This window comes from Snodgrassella sp. ESL0323 (genome assembly GCF_013346865.1).
Classification (GTDB): Bacteria; Pseudomonadota; Gammaproteobacteria; order Burkholderiales; family Neisseriaceae; genus Snodgrassella; species Snodgrassella alvi.
Genome location: NZ_JAAEDT010000012.1, coordinates 58,182 through 71,252, shown reverse-complemented (window position 1 = coordinate 71,252; position 13,071 = coordinate 58,182). Strand labels below are relative to the sequence as shown.

Annotated in this window: 8 protein-coding genes; all 8 read left to right on the top strand. The window is 40.0% G+C overall.

The window, feature by feature from the left end:
- Nucleotides 1-42 precede the first annotated feature (42 nt).
- The 8 genes from GY065_RS03460 to GY065_RS03425 all read left to right on the top strand — a co-directional run bounded on the left by GY065_RS03460 (nucleotide 43) and on the right by GY065_RS03425 (nucleotide 12,317).
- The gene (locus GY065_RS03460) at nucleotides 43-1,044 is read left to right on the top strand and encodes an asparaginase (RefSeq protein ID WP_174833082.1); all 1,002 of its coding nucleotides are present in this window, start codon (nucleotides 43-45) and stop codon (nucleotides 1,042-1,044) included.
- Nucleotides 1,045-1,560: 516 nt separating this feature from the next.
- Nucleotides 1,561-2,775, top strand: a complete 1,215-nt coding sequence (locus GY065_RS03455; RefSeq protein ID WP_174833081.1) for a sugar efflux transporter — start codon at nucleotides 1,561-1,563, stop codon at nucleotides 2,773-2,775.
- 1,099 nt (nucleotides 2,776-3,874) lie between these two features.
- Nucleotides 3,875-4,354, top strand: a complete 480-nt coding sequence (locus tag GY065_RS03450) for a hypothetical protein (RefSeq protein ID WP_174833080.1) — start codon at nucleotides 3,875-3,877, stop codon at nucleotides 4,352-4,354.
- Between the two features lie 772 nt (nucleotides 4,355-5,126).
- Nucleotides 5,127-6,401 carry a 4-aminobutyrate--2-oxoglutarate transaminase gene (gene gabT, locus GY065_RS03445; RefSeq protein ID WP_174833079.1) on the top strand — a complete coding sequence of 425 codons (1,275 nt, stop codon included), beginning with the start codon at nucleotides 5,127-5,129 and terminating at the stop codon, nucleotides 6,399-6,401.
- An 82-nt stretch (nucleotides 6,402-6,483) separates the two neighbouring features.
- On the top strand, nucleotides 6,484-7,941 hold the full coding sequence (locus GY065_RS03440) for an NAD-dependent succinate-semialdehyde dehydrogenase (RefSeq protein WP_084554051.1): 1,458 nt from the start codon (nucleotides 6,484-6,486) through the stop codon (nucleotides 7,939-7,941).
- 161 nt (nucleotides 7,942-8,102) lie between these two features.
- Nucleotides 8,103-9,488: an amino acid permease gene (locus GY065_RS03435; RefSeq protein ID WP_244621478.1), complete on the top strand. Its 1,386-nt coding sequence runs from the start codon at nucleotides 8,103-8,105 to the stop codon at nucleotides 9,486-9,488.
- A gap of 122 nt (nucleotides 9,489-9,610) precedes the next feature.
- Complete coding sequence (gene kynU, locus GY065_RS03430; protein WP_174833078.1) at nucleotides 9,611-10,861, top strand: kynureninase; 1,251 nt, start codon at nucleotides 9,611-9,613, stop codon at nucleotides 10,859-10,861.
- A gap of 82 nt (nucleotides 10,862-10,943) precedes the next feature.
- Nucleotides 10,944-12,317: an amino acid permease gene (locus GY065_RS03425; protein WP_174833077.1), complete on the top strand. Its 1,374-nt coding sequence runs from the start codon at nucleotides 10,944-10,946 to the stop codon at nucleotides 12,315-12,317.
- The last annotated feature ends 754 nt before the right edge of the window (nucleotides 12,318-13,071 follow it).

Here is a 13,071-nt window from a genome sequence, read left to right as displayed (position 1 = left end):
ATGCTTGCACTAATACCAGTAACCGTATGAAAGGCTGTATATATGAACTCCCCGAAACATCTGGCTGTTTACTACACTGGCGGAACCATTGGTATGCAGCAAACACCGGCCGGACTGGCTCCGGCTGCCAATCTTGCCAGCCTGGCTGCGCCCATTTTTCAGGAATACAGTCACCAGCTCAAATGCGACTGGTTTATTTGTGAACCACTGATTGATTCTTCAGCGATTACCCTTTCAAACTGGGAGACATGGCTTAACTGGATAGACAGCAAAGCTGAAAATTATGATGGTCTGCTCATTCTGCACGGTACCGATACCATGGCCTACAGTGCCAATATAATTGCGCTGGCACGGCCGAAACTGAATATCCCCATTATCCTTACCGGAGCCATGCTACCCCTGGAAGCTGATAACAGTGATGCACCACAAAACCTGCGTACTGCACTAGCTGCATTCAGCCTGCCGGGTTTTACCCAAACTGCCATTGCCTTTAACAGACAGCTCTGGCCGGCCGTCGGCAGCAGCAAAATCAGTACAGAACAGGCAGACGCATTTGCCAATCCGCAGTTTGGTTCCTTGGCTCAATGGTCAGAATCTGAAGGATGGTTTAATACTAATCTGCCTGTTGCCGGCAATTCAGACCTATCTGCACAATATGACATCAGTACATCAGCCAGAATTCACTGCTTTACTCTGACTCCGGGTGCTAATCTGACAATGATTACCGCCAGTCTTACTCACAATCCGCCTGACGGAGTAATTCTACAAAGCTATGGCAATGGCAATACCCCTAATGATAGGAATTTTCTGACTGCAATCAGACAGATTAGTGAGCAATCTATACCTGTTCTGAATATCAGTCAGGTTTTACAGGGATGTGCCTCTGCTGTTTACGCACAAGGACATGAATTGCGTGCAGCCGGTGTTATCAACGGCGGTAAATGTAATCTGGAAACTGCTGTGGCTATCCTGACACTGGCTGTAAGCAATAACTGGAATAAAGAACAAATTGAAAATCTGCTGCATACACAGAAGCTGATTTAAATATTTACTTTTGCAGGATTATCCTGCTTACCCTGTAACCGATTAATCCTGCACAATTTTGTTAATAAACAGCTTCTGATGGCTTAGTCCGGTATCGTCAATACTATAAAAAGCCATTAACAACTTTTTGTATCCTCAATTACTTGAAACTTTCGTTGAAAAATTATTCAAATTCACCAAAAAATTTCATTTTAAATTAATCGTATAAACTAATTTGTAATAATCAAATATTTTTTATACAAACACTGGTCTCTGCCAATTATTTTTAGATAAAAATTTATCGGCTTTTATAATCATATTGCTATTTTTTATCAAACACGATTTCATATATACTGTATTTATATTTACTATCAATAAATTTAAATTTAATAAATATTCAAATTTGAAATTTAATTAACAAATTAACAATAACTTATGTGCTTTATTAAATAAAATATGACATTCTTATTAAGAGTTTTAAATACCTATAACCATGATTTATGATATAACTGACTTTTCAGAATAGAAAAGTCAGTTATGAAAGAAAACCTTGCGATAAAACAAAAGGCTTATATTATTCTGGGTTCTTTTCTGGTTGCCGCATTTATTATTGGTATTGCCGGTGCATTGCAGGCACCGACACTCAGCCGTTATCTTGCCGAAGATGTGAAGGTTAATCCATATCAGGTAGGTTTGTTTTACTCAATCAATGCCGTTGCCGGCATTGTCATCAGCTTTCTGCTGGCACAATACTCTGATAATAAAGGTGTTCGACGGAATATTATTCTATTTTGTTGTCTAATGGGCATAGGAAATTGCATTACATTTGCATTTTCGCGCCAATACTTTATCCTCGTTACCATAGGCATATTTTTTTCAGCATTTACCTCTGCTGCTATGCCGCAAATTTTTGCATCTGCACGTGAATATACAGATAAAACTGGCCGCAACGTTGTCGTTTTCAATGGCATTTTACGGGCACAATTGTCACTGGCCTGGGTAATCGGTCCGCCATTATCATTTGCATTAGCCGTGAATTACGGATTTACCATTATGTATCTGAGTGCGGCAGCTATGTTTTTTGTAGCCATGCTGATCGTTTTTCTGTGCTTTCCTGTCATAAAACGTCCAACATCTGTTACTAAAAAACAAGAGCCAAAAGAAAAGATTTTCAATAATCCTAATGTCATTTTGCTGTTTATCGCTTCAATCAGTATGGGTACAGCCAATATGATGTATTTGATTGATATGCCTTTATATATCGATGACATTCTGCCCGGTTCACCGTCACTGCCCGGACATTTGATGGGCATAGCTGCTGCCATTGAAATTCCCGCTATGCTGATTGCCAGCATGCTGGTACCGCGCTTTGGTAATAAAAATCTGATTTGTTTTGCAGTCATTTGCGGCATCATATTTTATATCGGTATGGTTTCTACCCAAAACGAATGGATGCTGATTGGTTTACAATTCTTTAATGGTTTATTTATCGGCATAATAGCCAGTATCGGCCTGATTTATTTCCAGGATTTATTACCTAAACGTACGGGTGTTGCTTCTACATTGTTTAATAACTGTATTTCTTGCAGTATTATTCTGGCCGGTATGTTGCAGGGCGTAATTTCGGCCAACTTCGGCCATCAGAGTATCTATACCATTTCTTTAGCCATGGTAATTTTATCTTTCATCTTGTGCCTGATTATTCAGCCACCGCCTTCAACAATTAAATCGCCCTCAAAGGTTAATCACTGATCAGCACCGTAATCACCATTCTAACAAGATTCTAAAACTGACTATAGGCTTATCTTAAAACATCTATTATCAATATCAGTAAAGCACTGTAGTAATAAATAAATTCATACCACCAAAAATCTGCATTAACAAACAAATATTTTTCCTAAACTATCTGACACTATCATATTATCGTTTAACAGTTGTAAACGTTTAAATAGTCATATTTCAGGGAAAATAAAACGCAGTTGTATGATTCTAAATTATTCAAAACCCAGTGCTAAGTTGATGGTGAATAATTAAATGCAGATGATAAAAAATCATACCCGTATCCAATCTTGCAATCGGTGAAAAACTGGCTGATAATCCTAAAATGGTTACCGCAGAAGCTGTATGTGCGGTAACTGCCACCCGGATTACTTTAAAAACGAAGTTGGAACAAAACTTATTGCGTAATAAGCATTTTCAGTAAAAAAGTTTCTATAGAACTTGGGAAAAGCTTTATCTATTATTTTCAATGATACAGATATTGATGCAGCAGTAACCACCGCCATAATTTTCAAATTCCACAATGACGGACAAACCTAAGTCTGTGCCAATCATATTTATGTGCAAAGCGCTGTCAACGACCAGTTTGTGCCTAAATTCTAAGAAACTATCAACAATTTGACCTTAGTCACGGTATGGATGCAGGTGTTAACGTAAGCCCTTTGATTGATAGTCAGGCAGTAGCAAAATTATTGAGCATACTCAAGATGCCATCATTGAAGGCGCTAAATAGTTACAGGTTTGGTTGCAATGTGGGTGTTTGGGAAAAATCATATATTAACAAAAATTATTATCAAAAGAATAATAGGAGCTTCTCTGAATTACTCAGACAATTTAGAAAGAAAAATAAATTCTCCGTCATTCAGTGATAAAAAGCCTATTTGAATTTAACAAATTGTTTTTTTTAATTAACATTAATATACAAAATATTGCGAATAGGACAAGGAAAGTTTACAATCCGCATGATGCAAAACCAATTGATAAACCCGTACTTTATTTTTGCTTGGTTCTACTTTGATATTAAGCATATACATTTGTAAATAACCGGATAATCTCAAAAAGCGGAAGATTAATGAACAGAGTTATTCTAACAATAGTAGCATTCTTTGCTCTGTGTTTTGCGGGTTATCAATGGCATAAAAGCAAACAAGAAAAAAAAATATTTGTTCAGGATATCAACTCCAGTACTGATTTTGATTTTGATCAGGATATCAAATCCAGAACTGATCAATATGGTTTTCTGGATATATCAGTTAATCTTCCCGGAAGTAAGGGAATTGTCATTATGGCTCCAATCAATTGTCCGTCACGACAGGCAAAGATTGCTGATTATCTGGCCACAGAATTAAATAAACAGAATATTCCTGCTACCCGAATTAGTGGTTACACTTTCAATCATAATCTAGCCAAAATGTCAGAAAGAGAAATAAATCAGATGATTGACAGAGTTGAGTATGTCAAAACAATGGCTTTTCCGCTGGTATTTGTAAATGGTAAAGTAAAATCTAATCCATCAATTGAAGACATCAAAAATGAGTGGGAATTACAATAGTTGTTTCGTTAACCAAACCTACTTCGACATGTTCAATAAAAATTAAAATTAATCAAGGGTGCCAATGTCTGTATCTTGTATTTTCAGGATCAGCTTCCCAATTGAACTATTTAATTTCTAATTTGTTTAACAATTGCCTTTATACAGTACTATTTGCTTGGTTTGTTACAGGACGTAATTTCTGCCAACTTCGGCTATCATATGATTTATGCGATTGCACTTGCAATGGTATCTGTTTTATTTATTTTCTGTCTCATTATTGCTAAACCAGTCCATACCAAAAATAGTTTCTTAACAGCAGTATTGATTAGTTTTAACTGAATAACACTACACGCCCCCAATATCTATCAGGCTAAACCCAATCGGTTTAGCCTTTTTAATTAACACTGACATCTATACATCTTTGAAATCAATAATCAAATAAGGCTGCACTTTATTTGCCTGCTTGCAGACGCTCAGCAATTAAGAATATACGCATAAATTAAGCAATTAATTCTTAAAATAATATTTATAATTAATATTAATTACCAATAATACCAATTATAAAAACATTTAATTTCATTCTTATTGAATTTTTTTCAATATTCTACGTTAGCAGAATATTTACCCAGATTGACAGTATAAATTTAATCCCGTAATTTAACCGAATAAACCAATCAATTATAAGACTGATAGATTCAGTCAGTTAATTATATTGTCAGAACACATATCATACGGTTGATATTAGTAAAAACCTGCTTAGGCCGGTCTGCACTTTTTTGGAGAAAATATTATGAGTCAAACAAGCAATGTTCGTCAGCGTCAACTGGCCGCAGCTCCTCGTGGCGTTGGTTTCATGTGCGATTTTTATATTGATCACGCTAAAAACGCTGAGTTCTGGACTCCTGAAGGTAAGCGTTACATTGACTTTGCCGGAGGCATCGGCGTTCTGAATACTGGTCATCTGCATCCCAAAGTACAAAAAGCAGTAGCTGATCAACTGCAGAAATTTTCGCATACCTGTTTTAATACTGTTCCATATGAGCTGTATGCTAAGGTTGCCGAAAAAATTAATGCCAGAGCACCTATTGCCGACGACAAACGCACAATGTTTGTTACCTCTGGTGCTGAAGCTGTTGAAAATGCCATTAAAATTGCCCGTGCCTATACCAAAAGACGTGGTGTAATCGCATTTAACGGTGCCTTTCATGGCCGTACCAATCTCACTATGGCTTTAACCGGCAAAATCGCACCCTATAAAGTAGATTTCGGGCCGTTCCCTGCTGATATCGTACATGCACCTTATCCGAATACACTGCATGGCGTTAGCATTGAAGATGCCTTGCACGGTCTTCATAATATTTTCAAATGCCATCTGGCGCCCAGTGATGTTGCTGCTATTATTATCGAAGTAGTTCAGGGTGAAGGCGGCTTTAATGTTACACCAAATGAATTTCTGCGTGCCTTACGCCAGCTGGCGGATGAACACGGAATTGTGCTGATTTTTGATGAAATTCAGTCCGGCTTTGCCCGTAGCGGAAAAATGTTTGCTACCGAACTGACCGGCGTACAGCCTGATTTAATGACCATTGCCAAATCCCTGGCCGGCGGTTTTCCGCTTTCCGGTGTAGTAGGCAAAGAAGCCATCATGAATGCTCCTGTAGTAGGCGGCCTGGGCGGCACTTACGCCGGTAGTCCGCTGGGACTGGCTGCTGCTGATGCAGTTATTGATGTTATCGAAGAAGAAAAACTGTGCGAGCGCGCCAATATTCTGGGTAACAGATTGAAAGAACGCTTTAATAATTTAAAAGAAGTTATTCCGTCTATTGCAGAAGTACGCGGACCAGGCTCTATGGTCGCCATTGAATTAGTTAAACCCGGTACCTCAGAACCAGATGCTGAACGTACCAAAAAAGTACAGCAACTGGCGCTGGAAAACGGTCTGATGATTCTGACCTGCGGACAGTATTACAATGTAATTCGTTGTCTCTATCCGCTTACTATTGAAGATCATGTATTTGATGAAGCATTGAATATACTTGAAACTGCCCTGCGTCAGGCTCAATAATATTCATTGTCTGCAGGCTGCTCCGGTAGAATATTTTACCGGCAGCCTGTCATGTCTGTTTCAGTTTTTTTAGGAAAAAACTATGCAATTGCATGATTCTGCATTATTAAAAACCCAGTGTTATATAAATGGACAATGGCTGAACGCCGATAATGGCGCAGTTATTTCAGTTATCAATCCGGCTACCGGAAACAATCTGGCAGACGTGCCCCGCATGGGTACAGCAGAAGCTGAACGTGCTGTAGCAGCAGCACATGCAGCATTGAAACCATGGCAAGCCAAATCAGCTAAAGAACGCAGTAATCTTCTGCGCCGCTGGTTTGAGCTAATGATGCAGCATCAGGAAGATCTGGGCATTATCCTGACTTCAGAACAGGGGAAGCCGCTGGCTGAGGCTAAAGGTGAAATTGCCTATGGTGCATCTTATCTGGAATGGTATTCAGAAGAAGCCAAGCGTATTTATGGTGACACCATACCCGCGCCGTCAAACGACAAACGGATTATGGTACTTAAGCAGCCAATCGGCGTATGTGCAGCCATTACGCCGTGGAACTTTCCGAATGCGATGATTACCCGCAAGATTGCTCCGGCTCTGGCTGCCGGCTGTACTTTTGTTATTCGTCCGGCCTCGCAAACACCATTATCTGCACTGGCCATTGCTGAGCTGGCACAGCGTGCCGGCATCCCGCCCGGAGTAGTCAATGTCATTACCGGCAGCTCCAGTGAAATTGGTAAAGTATTAACTGAAGACGACCGGGTAAAAAAATTCAGTTTTACCGGCTCTACCGAAGTAGGTCGTAAACTGATTGCTCAGTGCGCCGGTACAGTAAAAAAAGTATCTATGGAACTGGGTGGTAATGCGCCATTTATCGTCTTCAATGATGCTGATATCGACGCAGCCGTAGAAGGTGCAATGATTTCTAAATTCCGCAATGCCGGCCAGACCTGCGTATGTGCCAACCGGTTGTACGTACAAAGTGCTGTATATGATGAATTCGTGGATAAACTGGCTCAGGCCATTGCCAAACTGAAAATAGGCAACGGACTGGATCAGGGCGTAACTGTCGGACCATTAATCGATGCAGGTGCAGTTAACAAAGTTCAGGAACATATTACTGATGCTATTGGCAAAGGGGCGGAAATCGTTACCGGCGGAACCGCAGATAATCACGGAGAATTATTCTTCCAGCCTACATTACTGAAAAATGTTACTCAGGACATGAAAGTTGCTCGTGAGGAAACTTTCGGTCCGCTGGCGCCGGTATTTCGTTTTGAAAGCGAAGAAGAAGTTGTCAGCTGGGCTAATGACACCGAATTCGGGCTAGCCAGTTATTTCTACAGTCGTGATATCGGCAGAATAGTACGCGTCAGCGAAAATCTGGATTATGGCATGGTAGCCATCAATACAGGACTGCTGTCAAATGAAGCAGCACCTTTTGGCGGCGTCAAGCAATCCGGTCTTGGTCGGGAAGGTTCTAAATACGGTATAGAAGATTACGTTGAAATTAAATATGTACTTCTTGCCGGCATTGACCAGTAATTCCTGAATCCGCGGCAGCCATAATCTGCTTCGCTGCCGCTTTCTTCATAATTATAAAAATCCTGAATGCACTGCATAAATCAGGATGGGGCGTTGTTGACTGAATTCAGCTAGCAAAAGGTGTTTCAGTCTGATATTACTCTTTCCAAAGGAGAATTAATTTGAGCACATCATCCACACTGAAAAACGGACTTAAATCACGCCATCTGACTATGATTTCTATTGCTGGCGTGATCGGAGGGGCTTTATTTATTGGCTCCGGCTCTGTAATTTACCATACGGGACCCGCAGCCATTCTTGCCTATGGTGCCGGCGGTCTTTTGGTCATGCTGATTATGCGCATGTTAGGAGAAATGGCTGTAGCTCATCCGGATAGCGGTTCTTTTTCCACATATGCTGATACTGCTATCGGCCGCTGGGCAGGTTTCAGCATTGGCTGGTTATACTGGTTTTTCTGGGCATTGCTCATGGGCTGGGAAGCCTATGTAGCCGGTAAAATTCTTAATAACTGGTTTCCTGTATTTCCCATCTGGAGCTATATGCTGGCAGTAACCGTAGCTCTGGTTGTTATCAATCTGATGGATGTTAAAAATTACGGGGAATTTGAATTCTGGTTTGCTTTAATCAAAGTAGTCGCCATTGTATTGTTTCTGATTGTAGGCAGTCTGGCTATTATCTATTTATGGCCGTGGGGTCAGGCAGATGCAAAAGGCTGGACACACTTAACTGATCAGGGATTCATGCCTAAAGGATCATCATCTGTGGTAACTGCATTGCTGGGTGTTATGTTTGCCTATATTGGTGCTGAAATCGTTACTGTTGCTGCTGCAGAATCCAGCCATCCGGCTACAGAAATTCGTAAAGCCACAAAATCTGTTGTCTGGCGCATCATCCTGTTTTATGTAGGTTCGATTTTTATTACCGTTTGTCTGATTCCGTATAACGACCCGCGGCTGAATGACGCCACATGGGGAACATACAGTGTAGTATTAACCTCACTGGGAATTCCTCAGGCACGTCATATCGTCAACTTTGTTGTCCTTACTTCAGTTTTAAGCTGTTTTAATTCAGCTCTGTATACCTGTTCGCGCATGTTATATTCATTGGCAAAACGCGGCGATGCTCATCGGATCATGTCCTATACCTCGAAAAATGGCAGTCCGCAAATTGGCGTGCTTATTTCCTGTGTCTTTACCCTATTTGCAGTGTATCTCACCGCTACCGCCAAAATGGATGTTTACGATGTACTGATGACAGCTACCGGTACGATTGCCCTGTATGTTTATCTCGCTATCAGCTGCTCACAATTATTTCTACGAAAAAAACTGGAAAAACAAGGGCAGACACTGACATTTAAAATGTGGTGCTTTCCATGGCTGACTTATCTGGTTATCGGGCTGATTATTGCTTCGATTATTATCATGATTATCGAAGGAACCTATAAATATGAAGTAATATATACCAGCATACTGGCGGCCATCATCCTGATAATGGGTATAGTGGCACAAATATTTAAAATCGGCAGCCAGCAGAATAAAACAGAATAATATTTATCTATCTTGACACAGATTGATTAAGATAAATATTCGGATAAATTAATTTAAATTTTATTCGCCATAACTGGCAACAATTCAGTACACTATTCATTTTGAAATTCAACCGGCACAAAATGATTACACTAGAACAATGTCAGCAATGGGATGCCGCCGATATTCTGGCTCCCCTAAAAAATCAGTTTGAATTACCACAAGGGGTTATATATCTGGATGGTAACTCTTTGGGTGCGAAACCCAGAAAAGCTGCAGAAAATGCTCAGGCAGTGATTAATCAGCAATGGGGTACCGATCTGATTAATAGCTGGAATAAAGCCGGCTGGTGGGATTTACCGGTACGATTAGGCAATAAAGTCGGTCAGCTGATTGGTGCTCAGGAAAATGAAACCGTTGTTACCGATACAACCAGTCTGAATCTGTTTAAAGTATTGGCCACAGCCATCCATATTCAGCAGAATAATGACAATAATCGTAAAATCATTATCGCTGAGCGTGATTCTTTCCCTACCGATATTTATATGATTGAAGGTTTCATGGCTCTGATTAATCAGGGTTATCAACTTCATCTAATAGATACACCGGCAGATCTGCCCGCCCGTATTAATGAAAACACTGCTGTTGTAGTGTTATCTCATGTTAACTATCGTACCGGCTACCTGCATGACATGGCAGCAATCAATGTACTGGTACATTCGCATGGTGCTTTAACTATCTGGGATTTGTGTCATTCAATCGGTGCTGTACCTATTGATCTGAATGCCAGTAACAGTGATTTTGCTATTGGTTGTACTTACAAATATTTGAACGGCGGTCCCGGCGCACCTGCTATGCTGTGGGTAAATGAGCGTTATCAGACTGCATTCAGCCAGCCATTATCCGGCTGGTGGGGTCATGCGCGGCCGTTTGATATGGCTGAAAGCTATACACCTGCAGACAATATCCGTCGCTATTTATGCGGTACACAGCCAATTGTATCTATGAGCCTGATAGAAAGCGGCGTAGATATCTTTTTACAAACAGATATGCAATCACTGCGGCACAAATCTCTGCAGCTAACTGATTTACTGATTGCTCTTACTGAGCAGGAATGTGCGGGACATAACTTAACGCTGATTACACCGCGTGAACATGCTCACCGTGGCAGCCATGTCAGCCTGCGTCATCCTCATGGTTATGCCATAGTTCAGGCTCTGATTGCCCGCGGTGTAATCGGAGATTATCGCGAACCGGAAGTGATTCGCCTGGGAGTTACACCATTGTATCTGAGTTATACCGATATCTGGCATGCTGTTCAACATCTGAAACAGGTATTAATTAATGAGGAGTGGGCACAGCCACAGTTTCACACGCGCGGACAGGTAACCTGATTTGCATTTCTTTAATCCACACAGGTACAGGCCGGGCATGAATATTCTGCTCGGCTTATGCTTCTCATCTTAAGGAAAAACGATGGGTAATTTCGAGCGTATTCAGTCTCGGGAAACAGGATTACACAAAAAGCTATCCGCCGGTCAGATGAGCATGATTGCCATTGGCGGAGCAATAGGAACCGGCTTATTTCTAGGCAGCAAATTTGCCATTGGCTTTGCCGGCCCTGCTGTTATCATCAGTTATGCACTGGGCGGCATGATTGCACTGGCTTTAATGGGATGTCTGGCAGAAATGACTGTGCAGCACCCTACTTCGGGTTCTTTTGGTGCGTATGCTGAATTTTATCTGCATCCTCTGGCTGGTTTTCTGGTGCGTTACAGTTACTGGGCCTGTATTGTTCTGGCTGTGGGTACAGAAGTCACAGCCATCGCTGAATACATGAAATTCTGGTTTCCACAGGTTGATTCATGGATATGGATTGCACTATTTTCATGCTGCCTGATCGGCGTTAATGCCTATAGTGTCAAAGCTTTCGGTTCAGTTGAATACTGGTTTTCCACCATTAAAATTTTTGCCATTATCGTATTTATTGTACTGGCCATCAGTGTATTACTAACGCAAAGCAGTATCAGCAGAATTGAACAAAACATGTTTAGCGGCGGCTTTGCTCCGCATGGATTTTCCGGTATCTGGACCGGTGTTATTATTTCCATATTCAGCTATCTCGGTATTGAAATGATCGCTATAGCCGCAGGTGAAGCCACCAATCCTGAACAGGCAGTTAAAACCGCGTTTAAAGGAACTTTTGCAAGGCTATTGATATTTTATCTGCTTGCACTCAGTCTGATTGTCATGCTGGTACCGTGGCAGGAATTAATTAAAGAAGGAAGCACCAGCCCGTTTGTCAGCGTAATGAAAAATGTAGGTATACCATTTGCCGACAGTATTCTGAACTTTATTGTCATTGTTGCTGCACTTTCAGCCATGAACAGTATGCTCTATATTGCCACTCGTATGATGTTCAGTCTGTCTCGCGCTAACGAAGCACCACAAATATTCGGTAAAGTAAAAAGTAATGGCGTACCACTGAATGCACTGGCTTTATCTTCTGCCGGTATTGCTGTCGCCGCACTGGTTTATATTTTAAATCCGGAAACGGCTTTTCCGGTTATGATAGCTTTGTCTATGTTTGGTGCATTATTCAGCTGGGGGGCAGTATTTCTGACACATCTGTGTTTTCGCATCCGGATGCAGCGGCAACAGCAAAAACTGAAATTTCGTGTACCCGGTTTTCCATTTGTCACTATAGCCGGTTTATTGGCAATCATCAGCATCATGATCACCACATGGTTTACCCCGATATTCCATGCTACTTTATTATTTGGCGTGCCTTTTCTGGCATTTTTAATTCTGGCATATTTTATTCAGATATACCATAAAAAGTACAAATAAATACAAAGTGTATATACCCTAACAGCATCAATGCCCGCTGGCATTGATGCTGTTATTAAATTGATAGAATGCCATTTGTAATATCAGACTGGAAAAATCCGAGCCACATAAAAATTTATATATTAAAAAATATATTTTCATATTGATAATTAAATGACTATTTACTGAGATTCAGTAAATAGTCATTTTAGAAATTAGAAATTGTTTAGATTATTAAATTATTTAATATAATCCTTCAAAAATATTGAAAGTTTTTGATTTTTTACTTTATGTAAGTAATAAGAAAATTAACCCGGAATCCAAAAAAACATTCTGGCTGAAAAATCGCCCACACTAATACCAGTAGAAGCTTTAAACGGAATAAACATCGTTATAATAAAATAAAGCACCATTAAACAGAATGTCATTGAAATAGCTTTACGCCACATAGCTAAATATAAAAATACCATGGACTAAAAATGCAAATATATTTCTATTTAACTTAAACTTTTATTCACACGGTAAATTATTATAATTTTTCTGAAACTGTTCAGTGGGTTTAAATTTAGGTAATCCATTCTCTTCATAGAATTTAAATCCAAACAGCCAAGCTTCACTAAGTGCCATATCGGAAGAATCACATGGTTTTTAAATACTATTATTATCCATAAATAATTTATAAGTATGTTAAAACCAAAAAACTTCATTTTTTACAAAAAGTTGTTAATTATAATATAAATAATTATTTTTAAGAATGTTTGAACATTTTGTTTAA